Annotated in this window: 27 protein-coding genes; 8 read left to right on the top strand and 19 right to left on the bottom strand. The window is 42.2% G+C overall.

What is annotated here, in order from left to right; translation table 11 throughout:
* Positions 1-63: 63 nt before the first annotated feature.
* The 6 genes from ACZ47Z_RS01775 to ACZ47Z_RS01750 form a co-directional block, all read right to left on the bottom strand.
* On the bottom strand, positions 64-426 hold the full coding sequence (locus ACZ47Z_RS01775; RefSeq protein ID WP_005333424.1) for a type II toxin-antitoxin system HicB family antitoxin: 363 nt from the start codon (positions 424-426) through the stop codon (positions 64-66).
* Positions 410-667: a type II toxin-antitoxin system HicA family toxin gene (locus ACZ47Z_RS01770; RefSeq protein WP_005333422.1), complete on the bottom strand. Its 258-nt coding sequence runs from the start codon at positions 665-667 to the stop codon at positions 410-412. Before ACZ47Z_RS01770 ends, ACZ47Z_RS01775 begins: the two co-directional genes overlap by 17 nt.
* Positions 668-669: 2 nt before the next feature.
* Positions 670-1026 carry a hypothetical protein gene (locus ACZ47Z_RS01765; protein WP_005333420.1) on the bottom strand — a complete coding sequence of 119 codons (357 nt, stop codon included), beginning with the start codon at positions 1024-1026 and terminating at the stop codon, positions 670-672.
* Positions 1027-1035: 9 nt separating this feature from the next.
* Positions 1036-1257, bottom strand: a complete 222-nt coding sequence (locus tag ACZ47Z_RS01760; protein ID WP_054752017.1) for a DUF5348 domain-containing protein — start codon at positions 1255-1257, stop codon at positions 1036-1038.
* Between the two features lie 46 nt (positions 1258-1303).
* A complete protein-coding gene (locus ACZ47Z_RS01755) occupies positions 1304-1963 on the bottom strand; it encodes a recombinase family protein (protein WP_040015506.1) in 660 nt (219 codons plus the stop codon).
* Between the two features lie 205 nt (positions 1964-2168).
* Entirely contained in the window at positions 2169-2480 is a 312-nt protein-coding gene (locus ACZ47Z_RS01750) for a winged helix-turn-helix domain-containing protein (RefSeq protein WP_023921561.1), read from the bottom strand.
* A gap of 253 nt (positions 2481-2733) precedes the next feature.
* Here ACZ47Z_RS01750 and ACZ47Z_RS01745 point away from each other — a divergent pair, with 253 nt between their 5' ends.
* Positions 2734-3075: a winged helix-turn-helix domain-containing protein gene (locus ACZ47Z_RS01745; RefSeq protein ID WP_005333412.1), complete on the top strand. Its 342-nt coding sequence runs from the start codon at positions 2734-2736 to the stop codon at positions 3073-3075.
* A 153-nt stretch (positions 3076-3228) separates the two neighbouring features.
* Here the strand turns inward: ACZ47Z_RS01745 and ACZ47Z_RS01740 are convergent, their stop codons facing one another.
* Positions 3229-3753 carry a PadR family transcriptional regulator gene (locus ACZ47Z_RS01740; RefSeq protein ID WP_005333410.1) on the bottom strand — a complete coding sequence of 175 codons (525 nt, stop codon included), beginning with the start codon at positions 3751-3753 and terminating at the stop codon, positions 3229-3231.
* Between the two features lie 210 nt (positions 3754-3963).
* On the opposite strand from ACZ47Z_RS01740, the gene ACZ47Z_RS01735 reads away from it, so the two are divergent.
* Positions 3964-5319: an MATE family efflux transporter gene (locus ACZ47Z_RS01735; protein ID WP_005333407.1), complete on the top strand. Its 1356-nt coding sequence runs from the start codon at positions 3964-3966 to the stop codon at positions 5317-5319.
* A gap of 130 nt (positions 5320-5449) precedes the next feature.
* On the opposite strand, the gene ACZ47Z_RS01730 is transcribed toward ACZ47Z_RS01735, so the two are convergent.
* Positions 5450-5638 carry a helix-turn-helix domain-containing protein gene (locus ACZ47Z_RS01730; protein ID WP_005333406.1) on the bottom strand — a complete coding sequence of 63 codons (189 nt, stop codon included), beginning with the start codon at positions 5636-5638 and terminating at the stop codon, positions 5450-5452.
* Positions 5638-6078, bottom strand: coding sequence for a sigma factor-like helix-turn-helix DNA-binding protein (locus ACZ47Z_RS01725; RefSeq protein WP_023921559.1), 441 nt, complete (start codon positions 6076-6078; stop codon positions 5638-5640). The genes ACZ47Z_RS01730 and ACZ47Z_RS01725 overlap by 1 nt, the downstream gene beginning before the upstream one ends.
* 413 nt (positions 6079-6491) lie before the next feature.
* On the opposite strand from ACZ47Z_RS01725, the gene ACZ47Z_RS01720 reads away from it, so the two are divergent.
* Positions 6492-6821: a helix-turn-helix transcriptional regulator gene (locus tag ACZ47Z_RS01720; protein ID WP_005333402.1), complete on the top strand. Its 330-nt coding sequence runs from the start codon at positions 6492-6494 to the stop codon at positions 6819-6821.
* 139 nt (positions 6822-6960) lie between these two features.
* Here ACZ47Z_RS01720 and ACZ47Z_RS01715 read toward each other — a convergent pair whose 3' ends face one another.
* Positions 6961-7332: a hypothetical protein gene (locus tag ACZ47Z_RS01715; RefSeq protein WP_005333400.1), complete on the bottom strand. Its 372-nt coding sequence runs from the start codon at positions 7330-7332 to the stop codon at positions 6961-6963.
* A 4-nt stretch (positions 7333-7336) separates the two neighbouring features.
* On the bottom strand, positions 7337-8275 hold the full coding sequence (locus ACZ47Z_RS01710; RefSeq protein WP_070097296.1) for a ParM/StbA family protein: 939 nt from the start codon (positions 8273-8275) through the stop codon (positions 7337-7339).
* Between the two features lie 181 nt (positions 8276-8456).
* On the opposite strand from ACZ47Z_RS01710, the gene ACZ47Z_RS01705 reads away from it, so the two are divergent.
* Both ACZ47Z_RS01705 and ACZ47Z_RS01700 read left to right on the top strand, forming a co-directional pair.
* Entirely contained in the window at positions 8457-8801 is a 345-nt protein-coding gene (locus ACZ47Z_RS01705) for a MazG nucleotide pyrophosphohydrolase domain-containing protein (protein WP_008373991.1), read from the top strand.
* 63 nt (positions 8802-8864) lie between these two features.
* Positions 8865-9293 (top strand): hypothetical protein, encoded by a 429-nt coding sequence (locus tag ACZ47Z_RS01700; protein WP_021865125.1) that lies wholly within the window; start codon positions 8865-8867, stop codon positions 9291-9293.
* A gap of 102 nt (positions 9294-9395) precedes the next feature.
* Here ACZ47Z_RS01700 and ACZ47Z_RS01695 read toward each other — a convergent pair whose 3' ends face one another.
* The 8 genes from ACZ47Z_RS01695 to ACZ47Z_RS01660 form a co-directional block, all read right to left on the bottom strand.
* Positions 9396-9842: a hypothetical protein gene (locus tag ACZ47Z_RS01695; protein ID WP_008373995.1), complete on the bottom strand. Its 447-nt coding sequence runs from the start codon at positions 9840-9842 to the stop codon at positions 9396-9398.
* A gap of 32 nt (positions 9843-9874) precedes the next feature.
* Positions 9875-10657, bottom strand: coding sequence for a class B sortase (gene srtB, locus ACZ47Z_RS01690; protein ID WP_005333383.1), 783 nt, complete (start codon positions 10655-10657; stop codon positions 9875-9877).
* Positions 10654-11874, bottom strand: a complete 1221-nt coding sequence (locus tag ACZ47Z_RS01685) for a CHC2 zinc finger domain-containing protein (protein WP_005333381.1) — start codon at positions 11872-11874, stop codon at positions 10654-10656. The genes srtB and ACZ47Z_RS01685 overlap by 4 nt, the downstream gene beginning before the upstream one ends.
* 54 nt (positions 11875-11928) lie before the next feature.
* Positions 11929-12876: a hypothetical protein gene (locus ACZ47Z_RS01680; protein WP_005333375.1), complete on the bottom strand. Its 948-nt coding sequence runs from the start codon at positions 12874-12876 to the stop codon at positions 11929-11931.
* Positions 12877-12959: 83 nt separating this feature from the next.
* On the bottom strand, positions 12960-15197 hold the full coding sequence (recD2, locus tag ACZ47Z_RS01675; protein WP_005333356.1) for an SF1B family DNA helicase RecD2: 2238 nt from the start codon (positions 15195-15197) through the stop codon (positions 12960-12962).
* 51 nt (positions 15198-15248) lie between these two features.
* The gene (locus ACZ47Z_RS01670) at positions 15249-16307 is read right to left on the bottom strand and encodes a YqaJ viral recombinase family nuclease (RefSeq protein ID WP_005333354.1); all 1059 of its coding nucleotides are present in this window, start codon (positions 16305-16307) and stop codon (positions 15249-15251) included.
* Complete coding sequence (locus tag ACZ47Z_RS01665) at positions 16301-17440, bottom strand: hypothetical protein (RefSeq protein WP_005333353.1); 1140 nt, start codon at positions 17438-17440, stop codon at positions 16301-16303. Before ACZ47Z_RS01665 ends, ACZ47Z_RS01670 begins: the two co-directional genes overlap by 7 nt.
* A 398-nt stretch (positions 17441-17838) precedes the next feature.
* A complete protein-coding gene (locus ACZ47Z_RS01660; RefSeq protein ID WP_425458801.1) occupies positions 17839-18027 on the bottom strand; it encodes a 2-ketoisovalerate ferredoxin oxidoreductase in 189 nt (62 codons plus the stop codon).
* A 192-nt stretch (positions 18028-18219) separates the two neighbouring features.
* Here ACZ47Z_RS01660 and ACZ47Z_RS01655 point away from each other — a divergent pair, with 192 nt between their 5' ends.
* The 3 genes from ACZ47Z_RS01655 to ACZ47Z_RS01645 all read left to right on the top strand — a co-directional run bounded on the left by ACZ47Z_RS01655 (position 18220) and on the right by ACZ47Z_RS01645 (position 20329).
* On the top strand, positions 18220-18537 hold the full coding sequence (locus ACZ47Z_RS01655) for a helix-turn-helix domain-containing protein (RefSeq protein ID WP_005333350.1): 318 nt from the start codon (positions 18220-18222) through the stop codon (positions 18535-18537).
* 381 nt (positions 18538-18918) lie between these two features.
* Positions 18919-19113 (top strand): DUF3173 domain-containing protein, encoded by a 195-nt coding sequence (locus ACZ47Z_RS01650; RefSeq protein WP_005333349.1) that lies wholly within the window; start codon positions 18919-18921, stop codon positions 19111-19113.
* Between the two features lie 34 nt (positions 19114-19147).
* Positions 19148-20329, top strand: coding sequence for a site-specific integrase (locus ACZ47Z_RS01645; RefSeq protein ID WP_005333347.1), 1182 nt, complete (start codon positions 19148-19150; stop codon positions 20327-20329).
* The last annotated feature ends 49 nt before the right edge of the window (positions 20330-20378 follow it).

Raw genomic sequence — 20378 nt, 5'->3', positions numbered from 1 at the left:
TCAAAGAAAGAATACTTCGAGCCGCCCATCCGGACGGCTCTTTTCATCTATATTCTTGTATATTTATTTTACTAACAGCGCATCATTCTTTGAAAGAAGATATATACAGTATTGATTCATACTGATGCCTTCTTTTTTTGAGTGTTCCGCCAGATCCCGGTGTAAGCTGCGTGGCATCCTTATTTTAAACTGTCCCGAATACTCTTCCAGGCTTCCCGGTTCGTGAATCTCAATCCCTTCTTCCAGTGCAGCTTCTAACCATGCTTTTTTTGCATCCGCTGCATTTTCAACTGCCCTTTCTATCGTCTCTCCACAGGTGATGCATCCCGGCAGTTCCGGATAAGAAACCACAAATCCACCTTCATCCTTATCTTCCACAATTTCCATGCGATAGGACATTGCCAAATAATCATTCAGTGTCTTCATCGTTTTTCGCCTCACTTTCTACAATCTGCTTTACCATTTCAACATAAATTTTCTTGATTGGTTCGTGTTTCGGTATTGTTATCGGCTGGCATCCCGCTTTACGGAATGTATAATGGCTGCTCCCACTTCTCGGAGCATTTATCTCATATCCATAACTTTCTAATACTTTTCTTAGTTCATCAAAACGAAGGTCTTTCGATAATGAGCAAATTCTTGTCAATAGTTTATCCCATTTCGACATCTTTAATGCCTCCTATCTATAGTATATGTGGTGTCATATGTGGTGTCAATCTGTTTTTCATCTTTCTTGGTCAAATAAGGCTGCAGCTCTTTCTTAGCAGCCGTCACAAATTCTTCTTTTCTCGAACTTACCATATAAATCTTCCAGAGCATCAGATTCAGCTTTTCCGCATCCACTGCTTTGCATTTCTTTTTAATCATGCGGATAAACGGATAGATTACCGTATCCGATAACTTGTTCCCAGCAATCAACATCGTTCCATCCGTTCCATATACCTCATACAGACATTCCAAAATACTCCCCAAATCTGTCACCAATCGGAATGCCGGCTTTTCATATTTCTTTTTAGCTTCCATCATATGCTCCTCCTACATTCGAACCGTCAGTCCACTGAGACTCGTCTTAGGAAGCCCTACCAGATACCAGTCTTCATCCATTTCAATCCGAACCGGAATCCATGCATCCTTTACCTTCACATCAAAACATCCTCCGCAATGAAGACCTCCATAATAAGATTCAATCCCAAACCGGATATCAAATCTTCCCATTGATGGATCATAAATTAAAGTACCTATTCTCTTTTCACTCATATTTCTTTCCTCCTGAAATTCTTTGGTCTATATAAGTAATAGGACTTTAATTTGCAGAATTTGAAAGTTCCGGGTATTTTTCATAAAAAGTTTTTCGATAGCGATAAAAAGTTGAGTGCGTCATTCCCAAATTTTTACGAAGCTGTGTAGGTGTCGTTTCTCCAGAAACTACGCTTTGAAAGTTCTCATCAAAAGTTTCCTGCTTCATCACACTTGGTCTTCCATAATCATCCCATTCGCCCCGCAATTTCTTCGCTTCTATCCCTTCCCGCTGTCGCTTCTCCTTTTTCTCCAGCTCTGCCTGCGCCATAGAAGCATAAAGCTCCAGCATCATGTTATTGATTGTTTCCAGCATCATCCTTGCCATCGCATTATCCATCACAGATAAATCCATAAGCGTAGTCGGCAGTTCCAGAACCATAAGCCGCACTCCCATGTTCTTAATCCGCTGGATCTGTTGCATGGTGTCATACTTGTTTCTTCCCAGTCTGTCCAATTCTGTAACAATCAAAATATCTCCCGGCCGCAGGACATCCTCCACTAAAACGGTATATCTCGGACGATTAAAATTCTTCCCTGTCTCCTGATCCGTAAAAATATTCGTAAGTGCCATCTCATGCTCGTTACAGTACCGCTCAATTTCCTGTATGCCACGGTCAAGATGCTGCTCCTTTGTACTGGTACGGTGATATCCATATATCTGCATCCACATTTCTCCTTTCCATGTCCCAAAATATCCACACTTTTATTGGTATATTTCAAAACTGTGTGTGTAACCTTTTTGAAATATAATCCCTCTTTCCGGAACGTACTTCTAAAATGTATACATTTTGGGATATGTTTCTTTTCTATTTCTGTACGTACCAGAGCCGAAAAGTGCAACAAATATGACAAAAAACTCCCAGAGGATGTTACTCCCCTGAGAGTGGTTGAAACTTATAGCCCACACCTCGGACGGTGCGGATGTAATTCCAGTTCCGTGAATCTACTTTTAACTTTTTACGAAGCTGGCTAATGCAGCACATAACCGCATTAGCACAGTCAATCGGTTCTTCCTTCCAGACATTACGATAAATCTCCTCGTGAGAGAATACCCAGCCAGGATGTTCTGTTAGATATTTTAGTACCGTAAATTCTTTCAGACTCAATTCAATCTTTTGATCATTCATAAAAACAGTATGACAGCGAATATCTATCTGTAGGTTTTTGTCTTTGTAATGCAATTTACTTTCCTCCTAATCTGTTTCACCTTATCACAGCTAATCTAAAATGCTATTATTAGACTGCCAAAACTCAAATTCAAAACCAGAGCAATGCTTTACCTGCAAATAGTCTGGTAATAGACCAGTAGAATCGCAATAGCTGCAAGAGCCAGAAACGGCAAACACATAATTACCGGGGCAGAGTGAAGTGATAAATAAGAACCACTGATTTTTTAGCATTTCAGCCGGATATACAAGCCATCCCCATAGATTGGTGACCGTTACTGTTAAAATTACAGCACTGCCTATATATGTGGCAGCTCCTTTCCGGGTAAAGTTAAAGTCGCAGACCTTTACGACCTACGGCTTAATAGTACGAAAAGACATTAACTTTTCTGTAAAAGAATTTGATGTACTTTATATGCTATATTCTAATCCAGGGATGGCTTTTACTAAACAACAGATTTATGAAGCAGTTTGGCATGAAAAAGCAAATGGTTATTTCCACGCCGTGGAAAACACTATTTTTCAAATACGCAAGAAGATAAAAAAGTATTCCAGCGACAAGAATTACATAAAAACAGTAGTTGGATATGGGTATAAATTTGAAGTTTAATCTGCAGGATATAAGGAGCACCGGGTTTGAGGGAGATTCCCCACTAAGAAAATTTCTATGTTCTGGCTACAAAGCCGGAACATAGGTCGGCATCCATCCCTGTTTCTTCCCAATCCTGCAGACCTAATAAGAAATCAGCTAGTGACTTCTTCATCAAAAGTCTTTTTTTAGAGAAATAATCCATTTTTCAATAGCATCCGCCAAAACTATCTGCTGTTGCAATACTGCCATACCAGTCTTAGGGATTTCCGGATCATTCTCTTTCTCTCGAAGATTTTCCTCCAGATAAGTTTTTAATATTTCAATATTTTCCTCAATACTGGCAATACATGATTGTTGACTTTCAGGCGGTAACTTATCCAAATTTACAATTACTGCATTAAAATCTAAAAAAAAGTGAATGGGTTTAGAGGCTGTTTCCATCATAAGCTTTACAAATTCTTTTTCGCCTTCATCTGTTAATGAATAAACTGCTTTTTCAGGCATCTTACCTTCTTTCACAATTTCTCCTTTAATGAAGCCTTTTTCCTCCAACTGAATTGCTTTTTTGTAAATGGATGGTGTACTGATTTTTACCCATTTTGATATATTACGATATTCCACTAATTTTTGAATATCATAGGCTCCCATCGGTTCCTTTTTCAATATTCCTAACACAATTAAATCTATTGTAGCCATAGTTCACCCACTTTCTATATCCACGAAAGCTATAAAATACTTACGGTTATATATACTGTAATTTATAGTATTTGATTTTATACCTCTTGTCAAGGAAATTGCAGGATACACGCTTGACAACTACTATAAATTATAGTAGTATTCTCTCACATAGTATACTATAATTTATACTACTATAATTTATATTCTTAATTGAAAGGAGTATTTGAAATGAACAAGAATAACAACAAAATGGATTTATTAGGAAATGCACCTGTTCCCCAAGCACTAATGGCTCTTGGTATACCGATAATGATTGGTATGCTTATTAACGCTCTCTACAATTTGGTGGATGCTTATTTCATAGGAGGACTTGGCGAGAGTCAAATGGGTGCAATTTCCATTGCGTTTCCTTTAGGACAAGTAGTTGTTGGTTTAGGTCTGATGTTTGGCAATGGTGCCGCCTCCTACTTATCAAGACTTTTAGGGCGAGGAGATAGGGAAGCTGCAAGTAAAGTCGCCAGTACTGCATTATACAGCAGTGTTTGTATTGGCGCAGTTATTATTATCGGAACTGCAATTTTTTTGAAACCTATTTTAACCATGTTAGGTGCAACAGACACGATTATGCCATACGCCCTTTCTTATGGAAGAATCTATGTTATTTCATGTATTTTCAATGTATTTAATGTAACGATGAACAATATCGTTGCAAGTGAAGGCGCCGCAAAAACAACTATGTGTGCATTATTATTAGGAGCTGTATTGAATATTGGTTTAGATCCTATTTTCATCTATACTCTCGACATGGGGGTTGCTGGTGCGGCAATCGCTACAGCAATTTCTCAAATGGCTTCTACTCTTGTATATTTAATTTATGCATTACAGAAAAAAAGCGCTTTTACATTTTCCATTAAGGAATTTTGTCCTTCTAAGCAGATCATAACTGAAATTCTGAAAATCGGTATACCCACATTGACTTTCCAGCTTCTTACAAGCCTTTCTATCGCATTCATAAACCGGGAAGCTAATATCTATGGAGATGCTGTTATCGCCGGAATGGGCGCTGTTACAAGAATCACTTCAATGGGAACTCTGGTTGTGTTCGGCTTCTTAAAAGGTTTCCAACCAATTGCCGGCTTTAGCTATGGTGCCAAAAAGTTTGATCGGCTCAGGGAAGCAATTAAAACTTCTATCTTATGGTCAACAATATTTTGTGTAGTTGTGGGATTGACAATAGCCCTATTTTCCACACAGATTATTTCGCAATTTACAGAAGGCAATACAGAGATGATTTCTGTAGGTCAAAAATCGCTAATGGCAAATGGATTTTCCTTCTTCGTATTTGGATTTTACACAGTGTATTCTTCTCTGTTTCTTGCACTTGGAAAAGGCACCGCCGGATTCGTTCTTGGGGCTTGCCGACAAGGTATTTGCTTTGTTCCGATCATTCTGTTGCTCCCATCATTCTGGGGCATAAATGGAATACTATATGCACAACCGATTGCCGATGTAATTTCTGCTATTGTTACTGTGTTTATGGCTCTACATCTTCATAAAGAACTGGCAACAACAAAAGAGCATTAAAGCATCAGGCAACATAATAGATCAACACCGTCTGCCGCTTCGAACTGAGGCAATATCACCCTTCAAAAAACAATCACTCCCAGAGGATGTTACTCCCCTGAGAGTGATTGCAGCCTTTGTTTAAGATAACTTACTCAATTATCTGGAATCTCTGGATACACTGAAGCAATGTACTTACCAGTTCCTGATACAGATCTTCATCAAATCTGCCATTCACAATCGCATTCTTAATTAAAAGCGGCTTATATATCTCTAAAATCTTCAGTACCGCATCTGCATTTCCTTCTTTTGCCTTTAAAAGTAATCGTTCAAAATTCATTAGTTTTCACCTCCCATCACCTTGCGGATCTTCCGGATTGCATAATAATAAATACCCTTGCATCGCTCCTCTGATAACCCGTTTAGCCTGCTCATTTCCTCAAAAGTACGTTCTTCAAACACATGCTGGTAAATCAGCTTCCGTTCTTCATCCCGCAGCGTATGAAGCGCTTTCATCAGTCTTTCATCTGACATCTTATTCCATTCTGGATATTTCCCCTGTGCCTCCTGCAATAAAAGCTGCTCCCTCGTTTGGTTCTCCAGCAATTCTTCGATTACAATTCTTGCCTCCATCTGTCCAATATCCTCCAACAGTTCTTCTGCATCAGCCATCTGGATTTTCTTCTCCAGATAATCATGTCGTTTTCCACGGACAAACTGTATCAGATATGCTGTAAAGTGATTTTGTATCTTTGATCCTGTATATGTTTTTTTGTTCATTTGTTTTATCCTCCGAAATTTTTTATCACGTTCCAAAAAATTCCGAGGATGGCGGTGAGCGGCAACAAAACGTGACACTGCCTTCATTTTTTCGAAAAAAAGAAAGGCTGGACCACTCTATTCGTAGTCCAGCCGATACTTCTCTTTCTATGTAATTGTGTAGGATATGCGATGATAGTATCTCATATACTGCATATTCTAACTTCTCTCCGACACATTGTATGGATAAGATTTTTTTAACAGATTCAGTTCCTCTTTGGCTTTTATCTTATGCTGTCCATTCATGTCTGTCGTACTTACTTCCATGTTTCTCTATTTGTGCATGTGTTATCCTGCTTATCATAACGCACTTTAACGCATTTCGTATAGTGTTAATCTACGATAAAATATATGCATTAAGTGAGGTGATATAGATGGTGAAAAAATTATTGGGAGATGCAGTCAGGGAAGAACGTCTCCGCCGCAATCTTTCGCAAAACAGCCTTGCGGAACAGGCAAAGATTTCTTTACGGACTGTCTCTGATATTGAAAACTATATTGGCAATCCACAGTTGGAAACACTTTATGCCTTGGCAACTTACTTACATATTTCCATAGATGCTATATTTTCTAACCAGAAAACGAACCCGGATTCTACCATGCAGCAAATCATGGCAGAACTAAATTCCTGCCCGGAGGAGCAGAAACAGCTTGCCCTTTCTACACTGCGTGGACTTCTGGATGGATTCAAGAACCTAAGTTAAGGCTCTCCCGTATCCTTCATCATCTACACATTATACAAAGACAATCTGTGAATAGTCTGTGAGTTTTCTGTCTATTCCCATTCTGATACAAAGAACAGGAGAGTACACTGCCATAAGCATGTGTATCTCTCCTGCTTTTTTATGCCCTGCGAAATGCACTGATAGCATCCACTACATTCTGTCTCATAGTCTGATCCATCCGCAGCGGTTCTTCTTCCATCAAATCAACTTCTGTGGGCATTTCTCTATTTATCTTAGAAACGTCCTGCCCTTCCAATACCTTTCTTACTTCTTCCCGGATGATTTGCTGCATCATTGGCCGGAGCATATCCGGTTCCATGCTTATACTGCCATTACCTGTCTCATCCGTTCTTCCCGTATATGCCAGAATTGCCGCAACGATCAGTTTTGCTTTTTTCTCTGTCGTATTCAGAAGTTCTGTCACATACACGTGATCTGGATCCGACTTATCAAAACCAATAGTGAATACAAACGGATTTTTCTTTCCCATAAAATCACACTCCAGCCTGTGTCATGCGATACAAAAGATCATATCCATCGGCATTTGCTTTCATATCCCGGATAAAGGTATGTTTTCCCAACCGGTCTGCCTGCTCCAGAAATCGTTCCAGAAGCACTGCTCCGCCGCCGATAAACACCGTATAAGTAGATTTTGTATCAATGCCCCGCTCTCGGATGCTGTTCAGAAGATCGGTAACAAAATTCTGAACCATGGTTTCTACTGCCTGTACAACAGCTTCCTCATAATACTGCGTTTTTCCCTTGATGATACTGTCGATATCTGCCTCCTCCAGAAGCATGTCATATTCACTGTTAATACTGGAAATGATATCGTTATACATGGTAATCACACCTTTTTCCAGAGAATCACAATAATCCATATCCGGTCTGCCACTTCTCATCAGAAGATAATCAGAAGTAAATCCGCCAATATCAATCCCTACGACTTTCGGAATCTCACGGATTTCCATCATCCTCGTCATCATGGCTGCATAATCCTGCGGAAACGCCATTACATTCTGTATACAGAGGTGATAGACTTTATCGTTGAAGCACAGTTCCTGCACCTTCCCGTCCCCTTTGAAATAGCGTTCATATCTCTCACAAAGCTCTGCAAAATGCTTCGGCGGAAGCCCAATCGGAAGTTCCACCTGAATGACATCCTCCGGCTGGATCTGGCTTTTCTGCTCCAGCTCCATTGCAATGGCAAATAAGGTCAGAATCCAGAATCGGTTCCGGCTGTCCTGCGTCTTGTCTCTCTGGTACGGAATCCGCTTCTCACTAAGGGTATAATACTTTCCCTGATATTTCAGATACTTCTCTCCCCTGGCAGGCTTTTTGTCCTGTTCTGTCAGTCCAGTGGTAAATACAAAATTACAGGTTTTCATGTTCCGGTTCCCGTGATCCACGGCTACTCTTAATTTTTTTATCATGCTACATTCACTCCTTTGTACTTGATACTTATTCTGTACGTAGGAGATACTTAAAGTGCAACTTTTTAAAAACTATTTCCATAATTTTTCTTCCTGTATACTTCCATATCGTTGATATCATTGGTAAAACACAGTATAATGAACATATTATCAAATATGAATTTGCGGAGGAAAAGATACTGTGAAAATTACAATAGAGGAACTGCAAGAATACTTATTCGACCATTATAAAAATGGTGGGATTGACCAAAGCCTGTTTATGAAACTCGTAGAAGAAATAGGTGAAGTGGCAGAAGTACTAAATAAAAAGGCAGGTAGAAAATCTGTTGGTCAAGAGGATTTACAAACCCAATTAGGTAACGAATTAGCCGATGTGGTACACTACACTATTGCGATTGCTGCATTAAATGGAATTGATATGAATGATATTATACTCTCTAAGGATAAGGATGCATCCATAAAGTATAATCACAGAATAAATTTAGAGCAGTTTGTAATGGAACGCAGAACGAAAGATAACGACTAACAGTTCCAGTTGTTCAGGATGAATGACAGAGCAAAAAAATATGAATTTGAAGAGGTAGTGATTATGAAAAGATTGATAGCAATGGTTCTTTGTCTTTTATTTGTTATATCTTTAGCTGGTTGTGGAAAAGGAAATACAAAAAATTTAGTTATTGATTATGGGACATCATCTATATACACAAAAGATGACATGGATGAAGCTATTGATGTTATAAAGAAACAATTTAGTTCTTTTGAGGGGTGTGAATTGCACAGCCTATCTTATACATCTGATGATGCGTGCAATAATGAGGATAATATTGCCTGGATGAATGAATTGGAGGAAGCAAATGACAATAAAGAGAGTTTCACACAATGTATTTCGTTTGATAGTAGTTTCAGGTCACCTAAAAATGGAGGTGGAGCGTGGAACGCTAATGAAGAATACACATGGTCATGGTGGTTGGCGCGTAGCGAAGGCGGAACGTGGAAATTAATGACTTGGGGATATTAACGGTCGGTTCCTAAGTAACAAATAACAGTTTGTCTAAGAAAAAAAGATACCAACCATTCTCAAAAATGCTTAGTATCTTTTTTCTTTTGTTCTGTCATTGTCCTATGCTGAAAGCTTTTCCACCAATTCCGGCAGGCACTTCTCAAATAATTCCCGATATCTTCGATACCCTTCATCCCGGAGTGGACCTTGCAGTGATGTCAGAGACCAAAGGAGAAGCTCTTCCTCTTCCACAGCATACGGAGAGGTATAGACAAATTTTTTCCCGTCAAAATGCGGTTTTGATAACTTCAGTATTTCCGTAATCTCTCCTTTTGTTTCCGCCTGCATAATCATTTCCACTTTCTTCCGATGGAACTCGCAGACGATGCTCTCCAGAAATCCCTGCTTCAGATAAAATTCCGCCCTTCTATAAAGTTTTACAAGAGCCTCCACTCTTTCATCAAATAACTTGTCCTTTTCACTGACTATCATCTGTGCCAGTGCGTTTGCATGTTCCATAACCAATGCTGTTCCCATTACATTTCCTCCCATAATAAAAGCTGGCATAAGAAATTTCTTCTCACACCAGCACGATTCTTTTATTCCTCTGTGATGATCTCACTGCTTAATTTTCCATGTACCAGATAGCGATAATTCCGTCTGGAATTGACACAGGTAGACAGCGTAACTATCCGATCCGTTGCCGACAGCTCGGTGCCGGTATCATAATCCCTATAAGAAGACACCGTATCCAGAAACGTCTGAAAATCTTCCGCTTCCGGGAAATGATACCTATATCCCTCACTTCCGGTTCTTCCCGCATAGCAGGAAAAGATACGATACTTGAGGATCTTGTCCGGCAAATAGAGATAAAACTCCGGATGTTGTTCAAATAGCTCTTTGTCTTGGTACTTATCCAGAGTTCCGAACATGCTCCCGTTTTTCATATTATGCCCGTACACGATCGTATTCTGATCCGTAAAGTCCGGCTGATTATGGCAGTCCACAAAGATGCTCCCGTTGATATTGGATTCTCCCGAAAAAAGGTGATGAAGATAATATGCATTATCTTTCCCCTGTACCACCGGATAACTAATATCCAGTGCCGGAATCTGAATCCACGCTATGACATCCGGATTAACCGCTTTTAAACCTGCAAAATCAATTTCTAGATACCTATTCTTAGGTTCCTCCTTTTCTTTCTCAGACTCCGGTGATTCTTCTTCCTCTGGTTCCTGAACATATTCCTGCAGTTTCTCGTAACTTACGTCCCCTTTCTGATACTTCAGATAAGCACCAAAGAGTTTTCCTGCCGCTGCGAGAAAAACAAGCAACAGGCAGATAATGAGTCCTGCAAGAACCGTATTTCCTTTTTTTCTCATGATTGTTCTCCTTTCGGAAGAGCCGAAGTCTGTGCCCCGGTTCCTTCCTTCTGTTTGATGGCGGCTAAATAGTCATCAATCCCCTTGTGTTTCCCGTTCCACTCCCCGCTCTCGTCCATATCCCAGACCATCCGGTTCATCGGCAGGGAAAGCTCCCGGCAGATTTCATAGACCTTATTGCAGCCGTTCTGGATAATCCTCCGTTTCTCCGCCTTATGCTGGCAGATAACAGGGGAACGCTCAAAACAGACCGCACACTTACTGTCATGCTTATTGCAGGCTACTTTCATCTTCTTATCCATGTCATACGCCTCCAAAAGCTGTTTCATCCCATATCCTTTCATCCGCTCCAGCACCGGTTTCAGATTCCGGTACTGGTTCACTCCGGCAACGCACACAAAGGTAGCGCCGGACAGATAATGGGCTATGGTCCCTTTTAAGGCTCCTTCGGTCAGATAGACACGTTCTGCGGCAAGATCACCGATCACATGTACCGGACTTCCGGAGGAAACTCCCTGGTCATAATTGACACTGGACAGCCAGATATATTTTTTCGTGTCAGTCACATGATCTACCCGGATCTGAAAACCCTGGATGAACCCGTCCAAAGAAACTATGGGAATCAGGATTCCTGAGTTTTCTGCTTTGAAGTTAATCGTCCAGTTTCCGTCTGTATCCCGGTAGAATCCCGGCACGCCTTTCACCATATATCCTTCTTCTGCCAGCCTTTTGACCAGCTTCTTCATTCCAAACAGCGGGACACTCCGGTAACGCTGTGCTTCGATCTGTTCCGGTTTTAATCCTCGTCTTTGCAGATCCTCCTGATGCTTCCTGTTAAGCGTGAGCATGGACAGCATTCTCTGATACGTCCGGTGGATTTCCTCTATGGGTGCAAGCTCTGCCGTTGCCTTTTCTTCCTGTACCGGCGTTGCTTTGATATAATCCGTCCGGTATTCTCCTTTTCCTAATGCTTCCCGGATCTGCTGATTTGCTTCGGAGAGTGTAACATTGTGCAAATCCGCATAAAGCTTCAGCATCCCCCCGGACGCATCACAGCGGTTGCACCGGAATACATTCTTTTCCACATTGATATTCAGTTTTCCATGCGTCTCTCCACAAAACGGGCAGTCATAATAGTTTCCCCGCCGCTTTCTGAGATGCAGCACCTGCACCACATCCAGTATTCCATAATCAAACCCAGACATATCATAATACATCCCGGTCTCTTCCTCCTTTCCCCCGCAGAAAAAAGCTCTCTGCGGGGTTCTTCCTTAACCAGCCATCGGCATTGCTTTTTGTAAAATTACCTTTGCTGCCGCCGGAACCAGATTGTTCGGTCCGGAATATTGCTCGGCAAACCACTGGATCGTTGACGGGCTTTCAACTGCCACCTGTCCCATGGTCTTTCCGCCGTATTTTCCCTTTCCCGGAATCACAGTCCCGACTGCCATTTCATAGTTCATGTGTTTCATCAGTTCTTCTACCGGAAGGGACGTATCCAGATTCTGTAATGCTCCCTGCAGCATCTGTCCGGTCTTTGGCGGCGTAGAGGCAGCCGGAGCGGAACCGTAGCCAGGCATTTGTCCACTGCCATGGTAAATGGTGCTTCCCGCCGCCTGTGCCTGCTGATAGAACTGATTCATCATCTGCTGGCCTGCATATTCCGGCTGACCTGGCATCTCTCCATAAGTTGGCATAGGGGCATTTGGCATGACACCCGAATCCGGCATGGCTGCATTTTCCATGGCACCTGAATCCGGCATCTGTGGATTCTGATATGGAATTCCGGCATCTACCTGTGCAGGATCATTTTCCTCTCCCACATCCGCAAACTGCACACCATATCCGGCATCCGATAATGCCCTTCCTACGGCTGCTGTTTCTGCCATTTCCAGAAATTTGTCTCCAAACTTCGGGTCATCGCTCCGGAATTTCTGCGAAAAGGAATTGGCTACATAATTGTCTTCCTGATCACATTTATCCAGATAGATACGTGCTTCCACAACTGCCATGTTCTCTGTGAAAGTGATAATCCGGCTGATGATCTTTCCTGCCGGATTGACCAGACGAAACCATAGCTTCCGGTATTTCACATCCAGATAAAGCTGCTCCTCCTGCCCTTCTTCTCCAATCTTTCTTGCCAGTTCCATCGGATGGAAGCCATCCACACGGTTCAAAGCGGCAACTGCCTCTGATTTCTTATACAATAATTCTTTCATTCTCTGCTCCTTTCATTTAGAAAAGCAGACGTTCCCCTATATAAGAGTAATAGTCCGCTTATTTCAAAAATTGAAAAATATTTTTAAACAACAAGTTTTAACTGCTCCATTTCCGGTTTCTGTTCACTCTGATACTGATCGTAATACTGTACGATCCGCTCACTCAGAATGGTGTTCCTTGTCCCGCTGTCATCCGTATGGATTGCCTGACAGACTGCAGCCCATTCCCCTACCAGATAAACCTTGCTTTTCGCTCTGGTCACTCCGGTATAGAGAATATTGCGCTTCAGCATCATATAAAAGGCTTTTACCCAAGGGATGATGACAACCGGACATTCGGAACCCTGTGCCTTATGGATGGTTGTTGCGTTAGCATGTTCGATCATTTCCATCTGGTCAGCTTCATATTGCACCTGCCGCCCATCCGGGAATCCGATCACTGCCCTGGCATTTCCATCCTCATCCGTGATACAGTCCAGTATCCTGCCCAGATCGCCGTTACTCGCCATCTCGGTATTTTTATTCTGTAAAATCTTATCGCCAACCCGGAACACCTGACTGCCGATATGCAGTTCCTTCTTCCCTGCGATTGGCGGATTTACAAAATCCTCCAGAGATTTGTTCAATTCATCCACTCCGGCAGCACTGCGTTTCCGATACGGAGTCAGGATCTGTACCTGATCCATGCCGTTTTTTGCAATCTCGTCCAGATAAATCCTCCGGACAATCTCTGCCGCTTCATCTGCTCCTTTACAGGCAATGAACTGAAAATCCTCCCCAAAGCTCAGATTAGTCTTATTCTCCTGCATCAGTTTTGCATTATAAGGTATGCTGCTCAAAGCGCCCTGCCGGTAAACCAGATCCAGTACCGTGACCGGAATCAGCCCGCAGGCAATCAGTTGCCGGAACACATCCCCGGCTCCTACGGATGGAAGCTGGTTCTTATCCCCGACTAAAAGGACTCTGGCATGTCTGCTAACCCGCCGGAAAAATTCATAGGCAAGATGCATGTCCACCATGGACACCTCATCTACATTTAGAAATCCGGCAGACAGGTACTCAAAATCCGGTTCAAAATCCGTATCATCTCCCAAAAGCCCCAGGGCCAGATGCATCGTGGATGCATTTTCACAGCCGGTACTCTCCACCATACGTCTTGCCGCACGTCCGGTCGGAGCCATAAGCTGTACCTCTGACCTGCATAACGCCTGATGGATATAGAGAATCACCTTGAGAACCGTTGTCTTTCCGGTTCCGGGACCTCCGGTAATAATACTGATGGGATGTGCAAACACCATCCGCACTGCCTGTTTCTGTGTTTCTGACAGCGTGATCCCCAGTGTCTTCTGTGCCTTTTCCAGCTCCGGTTCAATGGACAGCAAAACCGGCTTCTCCAAAAGCCGTCTGGCTATCATGGAAGCGGTCTGTGTTTCTTCTTCATACTGCCGGATAGAATAGATCCGTTCTTCCTCCACAACAATGCTTTTTTGCAGCACCAGCCGGTAAAGCACCTGACTGACATCCTGCTCCGATACTGCCATGACCTGCAGATCCCGGTTCAGCATTTCCAGTGCTTCCCTGATAACCTCCTGACGCTGCTTAAACAGATGTCCTTCTTTCATTGCCTGATTCATGATATGTCCGATGCACCCGGATATCCGCATGGGATCATTGAGTGCACAGCAGCACTGTCTTCCGATCGCATCCACAGTCAGAAACCCGAAGCCTTTGACTGCACTCAGCATGTAAGGGCGGTGCCGGATAATATCCACCGATTCATTTCCGAATTTCTTCAGAATCATATTCACTTTTTTGGGTGTTACCTTAAAAGGCGCCAGAAACGTCATCAGTTCCCGGAACACCTGGTTTTTTCCATAGGACTCCACAATAGCAGCCAGCTTCTTCTCGGAAATTCCACGGATCTTCAAGAGTTCCTGCGGGTTGTTTTCCATGATTTCCAGTGTCTGAAGCCCAAACTTCCGGAAAATAGTATCTGCCATCTTGGGACCGATACCTTTGATTGCACCGGAAGAAAGGTATCCTAAGATACCCTCCTTTGTCCGTGGTACAACCTCCATGAAATTTTCCACCTGATACTGAGTTCCATGCTCTCCGCTCTCCCATCTGCCTTCCATCTCAAGCTCAATCTCGTCTGTAAGCGGAAGACCGAATCCAATCGCTGAGAAGCCGATGATATTCCGGGATGCCAGATATTTGTCTCTGGCTGACAGGGGGACAGACGTATCCTGTGTGGTGAATATGGCAATCGTATACCCATTCTCCTCATTCTGGAAAATCTTATGTTTAAATCTGCACCTCATTGTTTATATCCCTCCAGCTTTTTATCCGCATCCGTTCATTTGGTTTTCTCATTACGCCGCCTCCTTCTTAATTCGGAAAGTACGGCTCTCCGTTGTTTTTGTATATTCCTCATAGATATCCGGATGCTGGTTTTTCAGCTTCTCCATCTGGTCTTTCCCAACCGAAGTACGTCTGGTCGGATTATAGGTAATACGGTAACGGTTCGTACCGTCCTCCAGCACTGCCTTGCAGCCCTGCCCCAGCTGTTCCACAAAAGGAACACTGATTGCCCGCTGTTCTGCTTCGATTTCCTTTTTCCGTTTTTCCAACTGTGACTTTTCCTCCGAAAGGGTAAGATACTTCTCAAGATTTTTTGATTCCAGACCGGAAAGCACAATTTCCGGAATAGATTTGTCTGCAAAACCACCATAATTACGGATATTTGCCAGAACCAGATCGGAATTCCCGTTATGCGGCGGTACTACATTTTTCAATACATGTTCCTGCCAGAAATACGTTTCCTGATCAATGATGTCTTCTTCCTCAATCAGATCACGCTCAATGGTGCGATACACAAACTCATTCTCGTTATTTCCATACAGGCATGCGATAAAGGCTTTCTGCATATTCATCACAGACAGATAATGCCTTACCTGCAGCACATAATGAGCTGGAATACCCTCATCAGCCCACTTATCTTTCGCATTATAATTGCAGGTTTTACATTCCAGAATCGCAAATGTCCCATCCGGCATACGAACAAAAAAATCCACATCTGCAAGCATGAACGGATATAATGGATGCCGGAACATGACACGTACCGGAAATACTTCCAGTCCGGTCTTTTTGGAAAAGATTTCTGCCACCAGATCTTCCAGCCGGTGTCCGACTTCCTTGGCAACCCAGTTGCTTTCCTCTTCCTCCTGAATGACCGGCTGCACACCTGTTTTGTTGTAAAACAGATCCCGGATAGTGGCAAATGGAGAGATCCCCATGATTGCCGCTACATCACTGCCGCCGATTCCTTTTTTGCGGTATTCCAACCAGTCTTCTCTTGACAGGTTACTGATATCCACAACCTTTTCCGGTGTATACTCTGCTTTGTTATTCATTCCAATTCCTCCTAACATTTGACTGCTCCATAAACGTCATATTTTTTCCAGTCTTTTATAAGCGCCTTCGTAATATCCTCCTCCAGCTTCAGGATGCCCTGTCCGGACATTCCTTCACAGGCTGCAAAAAAGGAGGCTTCATTCATGGCATAATAAAGATCATGTGCCGTACAGGCACCTTCCCCGTTCTGGGATACAAATAGCTCCACCACCTCATTCCGGATCTTCTGTTTAATGCCAAGTTCCTTCATCAGCAGCTTCAGGCAGTTCACCGGATTACGGATCTCAATGTCCATAAGCTGAGTAAGATTCTTCATCGCATCCACATAGCGGGCGCATACCTGCTCCAGATTTTTCCGGAAGTCCAGAATCGTTGCCCCTTTATCGTGAGCCAGCTTGATTGGACTTCCCAGACTGATAACGCCGTTTGGTCCGTCTGTCAAAAGCATCGGATACAGATTTGCACCGCTCGCTGCCACGTCAGATGTGGTAAAACGAAGTGCCGGTGACAGGATCTTCTCATCCATTCCGTGTGCATCCAGTGCTTTTCGGTAAGTATCCAGAAGTTCCTGACTTCCTCCGAGCTTCCACATGGCAGATACAATGGAATGGTCATAGATACCAGAGCCCTCCATGTAAACACTGCCTTTGAAATTCAGATTCAGATATTCGCAGGTTGTCTCAAACATGGCTTTCATATCAAGGATGCAATAATCATGTTTATCCCCGCCATGTACTGCGGAAACCTTTCCGTCCGCAATCTTAATCAGGGCATCCCCTTTTGCAACCCGCAGGCAGTAATTGACTACCTTCGCATATGTTGCCTTATCCAGCTTGCGAAGCCCGTCTCCATTGACACCTGCGCGGCTTAAAATGGTGCGGATGGCACAGTCACGTACCGGATAGGATTCTCCTCTCATTTTCAGTACAAGCTGCGTATTCTTCTCTGTATCCTCCAAAATTTCTTCCATGGATGCATCTGCCGCATCCAGATTTTGAGCCTCCTTTTCCAGTGGTGCCAGCCGTAACGTATTCGTTGGCTTTCTGATCCATTTGGCATTTCTTCCTCTCTCTGCCAGAAACTCCAGCAGATCTTTTACTTCTGCAAAGGATCTCTCAAATCCATCTGCATACACTCTTGCTTCATTCATGTTCTTATTCCACCTTTCTTAAAATAATATTTATCCATCAACAGCCGAAGCTGGTTGTGGCATGCAACTATGCCGAAACCTAAATGTAAGCACAAAAAAAGAATGAAAAGAGAGTCTTTTCTCTGTTCATTCTTAAAAGTCTGGTTTCTTCCTGAAAAAACAAAAGTGCCACGCAGCCAAAAAAGGCATACCGTGACACTCACTACAAACATAAACTACTTATGCCAGGAATCAGCTCCTGCTGTTTCCTGTAAGTTTGGAGATTCTTATGAATCCCGAAACTCCCCAAAAAGGGTGTGCATAAAATAAACTATATCAGTATACTAGCACAAGATATTCCTCATGTCAATTCAGGCTTATACTATATATGGTGTTTATATTTGTTCAAAATACTACATCTATTTTTCTACTACGAATTCAATCTTCTCTTTCAGATACTCCCGGCAGCCAAACCGAACCGTTCCACACTGCTTTGACTCCTCTTTCGCCTTTTCATTACAGCAGTCCAAGTAGGGACAATCGTTACATTGATTCCGCAGTGCTTCCTTCGCCCATTCAATTTCCTGCTCATTTCCTATAATCCGCACAGACATCCACTTCCTTTGCTATCATCATACCCCAAAATCCATTTTCTATCATCCATAATTTCTTTTTTTGTATCATTTTAGTAAATTACGGTTATATTACGGAATAATCACTATATTTCAAATATATCTCTATTTTATTCCGTAATTTGCTGTAAGTAAATAGTTTAAAATGTGGAAGAGAGGTGTAAATGTATGGATAAAAACTTTATTGGAGAACGCATCAGCGAACTGCGTTTAAAGAAAAATGTATCTGAATATCAGATGAGTCTGGATCTTGGCAAAAATAAAAGCTACATCCAGTCCCTCACTTCCGGACGTTCTCTGCCTACCATGCAGAGCTTTCTGGATATCTGTGACTATCTGGAAGTCACTCCTCAACAGTTCTTCGATTCAGAGCTGCACAATCTTCCTCTGATTGACAAAGCAACTGATCTGATGAAACAACTCGATGACGAGGATATGCTTGCGCTCATTTCCATGCTGAATCGTCTGGCTCTAAAACGCAAATAGATTTCCGTAGCTGCCAAATCAAGGCAGCTTTTATTTTTATCATTTTTTCTCAAAATTTTTCAATCTTAAAGAAAAGTCCCCTATTCCTTAATTGAATGGGTAATATATCCATTCGCCGTACCTTGAAAACAAAAGAAATCTTTCGGGAGATTGATATAGGTGACTGCAGATAGTTTGCATCTTCGCACGCCTGCAGCTTAATAGTTACAAAGTAACACCGTTTTACGTGGCCGGAACGGGCATAGGAACTGGCTTCTGAAAGAATAACATAGACTTTTGGGATTTTAGCTTATAGCGCTTTTATTAGAGAACTTTTACTCAAAATTTGATATAATAATAGACAGGTATCAAGTTGATTCCCTGTCTGTGGAAAGGAGATTCATGATAACTGTAACAAAAAGGGATTTGATTGAATTAGGCTACGGTCCTTCCTTTGCTGCTGATATTATAAAAAAAGCAAAGGAACTTATGGTAGAAAAGGGGCATACCTATTATCAATCCAGAAAATTAGACAGGGTTCCAAAAGAAGCCGTTGAAGAATTATTAGGGATTACTTTGCCCGATAAGCAAGAATGATCGTGCTTTTTGCATTTTAGTAAGGAGTGAAATCATGGCAAAAGATCCAATTAAAAAAGCAGAAAACGGCACTTATTATTTTCGAGCCAATCTCGGATATCATCCTGTAACCGGAAAACAGATTCAAAAATACCGCAGCGGATTCTCAACAAAAAAAGAAGCCCGTGCCGAGTATTCCAAATTGATTCTTGCATCAACGGAAGAATTAGCTGATAAGAAGGAAGACATTACCTTCAAAAAGTTTATTGAAGAAATCTATCTTCCGTGGTACAAAACTCAGGTGAAAGAAAGTACCTACAAGAATCGTTACTCGACCATTCAAAAACACTTTGCCTATTTCTACAAGAAGAAAGTGTCCGAAATAGAAGCGATAAATGTACAGACCTGGCAGCTCAAGTTGGCAAAACAATTCAGTCCAAACTATGTACGCATTGTTCAGGGAATGTTATGTTTAGCTTTTGACCGGGCGATTATCCTCGGACTTGCAAAGAAGAATCCTGCCCGCATGATCGGCAATATCAAATCTAAAAAAGTAAAGATCGACTTCTGGACTTTGGAGGAGTTTCAGAAGGTAATATCCCTGCTGTACAAAGGTGACTACTACGAGCACTATCTCTTCATCTCGTTCTGGCTTTTATTTATGACTGGAATGCGTATTGGAGAGGCTGCCGCCTTACAGTGGGATGATATTGATTTTGAAACAGGTATGCTGATTATTAGTAAAACACTGTACTATAAAACAATGAATGACTACAAATTCGTTGAACCTAAGACGCAGGCAAGCAACCGTACCATTTATATTGATGCTGATACCATCAAGGAATTACAAGAATGGAAGGCGGTTCAGGCAAAGGTTTTACCAAATTGTGGATTCGTCCTGAGTTATAACAGTACACCCACCAGCAAAACAACACTTCCAAGAGCATTGGAGAAATTGGCAAATTTAGCTGGTGTTCACAGAATCAAAATTCATGCCCTGAGACATTCGCATGCTTCCCTGCTTATCAGCATGGGCGAAAATCCACTGCTGATTAAAGAGCGTCTTGGACATGAAAAAATACAGACGACACTAGGAACTTATGGTCATCTGTATCCAAACACCAATATTGAGATTGCAAAGAAGCTGACCGGGGTTCTCAGCTACCAGTCAGCTTCTCAAAGTATTGCTAATTATACCAGTAATCAGCATACTGCAATGTATCACAAAGAAATATAAAAATGCAATGATAATGCAATTTCAAACACCCAAAGCCGCAAAGCCCCGT

The organism is Mediterraneibacter faecis (assembly GCF_055383675.1).
This window is presented reverse-complemented; position numbering and strand designations above follow the sequence as displayed.

Excerpts from the sequence above, each read along its gene's own strand:
- ACZ47Z_RS01770 (WP_005333422.1), bottom strand. The coding sequence starts at position 667 with ATGTCGAAATGGGATAAACTATTGACAAGAATTTGCTCATTATCGAAA.
- srtB (WP_005333383.1), bottom strand. The coding sequence starts at position 10,657 with ATGAGAAAAAAAGGAAATACGGTTCTTGCAGGACTCATTATCTGCCTG.
- ACZ47Z_RS01755 (WP_040015506.1), bottom strand. The coding sequence starts at position 1,963 with ATGCAGATATATGGATATCACCGTACCAGTACAAAGGAGCAGCATCTT.
- ACZ47Z_RS01735 (WP_005333407.1), top strand. The coding sequence starts at position 3,964 with ATGAACAAGAATAACAACAAAATGGATTTATTAGGAAATGCACCTGTT.
- ACZ47Z_RS01650 (WP_005333349.1), top strand. The coding sequence starts at position 18,919 with ATGATAACTGTAACAAAAAGGGATTTGATTGAATTAGGCTACGGTCCT.
- recD2 (WP_005333356.1), bottom strand. The coding sequence starts at position 15,197 with ATGAGGTGCAGATTTAAACATAAGATTTTCCAGAATGAGGAGAATGGG.
- ACZ47Z_RS01680 (WP_005333375.1), bottom strand. The coding sequence starts at position 12,876 with ATGAAAGAATTATTGTATAAGAAATCAGAGGCAGTTGCCGCTTTGAAC.
- ACZ47Z_RS01765 (WP_005333420.1), bottom strand. The coding sequence starts at position 1,026 with ATGATGGAAGCTAAAAAGAAATATGAAAAGCCGGCATTCCGATTGGTG.
- ACZ47Z_RS01760 (WP_054752017.1), bottom strand. The coding sequence starts at position 1,257 with ATGAGTGAAAAGAGAATAGGTACTTTAATTTATGATCCATCAATGGGA.
- ACZ47Z_RS01700 (WP_021865125.1), top strand. The coding sequence starts at position 8,865 with ATGAAAAGATTGATAGCAATGGTTCTTTGTCTTTTATTTGTTATATCT.
- ACZ47Z_RS01720 (WP_005333402.1), top strand. The coding sequence starts at position 6,492 with ATGGTGAAAAAATTATTGGGAGATGCAGTCAGGGAAGAACGTCTCCGC.
- ACZ47Z_RS01710 (WP_070097296.1), bottom strand. The coding sequence starts at position 8,275 with ATGATAAAAAAATTAAGAGTAGCCGTGGATCACGGGAACCGGAACATG.
- ACZ47Z_RS01655 (WP_005333350.1), top strand. The coding sequence starts at position 18,220 with ATGGATAAAAACTTTATTGGAGAACGCATCAGCGAACTGCGTTTAAAG.
- ACZ47Z_RS01685 (WP_005333381.1), bottom strand. The coding sequence starts at position 11,874 with ATGTATTATGATATGTCTGGGTTTGATTATGGAATACTGGATGTGGTG.
- ACZ47Z_RS01715 (WP_005333400.1), bottom strand. The coding sequence starts at position 7,332 with ATGGGAAAGAAAAATCCGTTTGTATTCACTATTGGTTTTGATAAGTCG.
- ACZ47Z_RS01730 (WP_005333406.1), bottom strand. The coding sequence starts at position 5,638 with ATGAATTTTGAACGATTACTTTTAAAGGCAAAAGAAGGAAATGCAGAT.
- ACZ47Z_RS01670 (WP_005333354.1), bottom strand. The coding sequence starts at position 16,307 with ATGTTAGGAGGAATTGGAATGAATAACAAAGCAGAGTATACACCGGAA.
- ACZ47Z_RS01725 (WP_023921559.1), bottom strand. The coding sequence starts at position 6,078 with ATGAACAAAAAAACATATACAGGATCAAAGATACAAAATCACTTTACA.
- ACZ47Z_RS01695 (WP_008373995.1), bottom strand. The coding sequence starts at position 9,842 with ATGCCAGCTTTTATTATGGGAGGAAATGTAATGGGAACAGCATTGGTT.
- ACZ47Z_RS01665 (WP_005333353.1), bottom strand. The coding sequence starts at position 17,440 with ATGAATGAAGCAAGAGTGTATGCAGATGGATTTGAGAGATCCTTTGCA.
- ACZ47Z_RS01645 (WP_005333347.1), top strand. The coding sequence starts at position 19,148 with ATGGCAAAAGATCCAATTAAAAAAGCAGAAAACGGCACTTATTATTTT.
- ACZ47Z_RS01740 (WP_005333410.1), bottom strand. The coding sequence starts at position 3,753 with ATGGCTACAATAGATTTAATTGTGTTAGGAATATTGAAAAAGGAACCG.
- ACZ47Z_RS01775 (WP_005333424.1), bottom strand. The coding sequence starts at position 426 with ATGAAGACACTGAATGATTATTTGGCAATGTCCTATCGCATGGAAATT.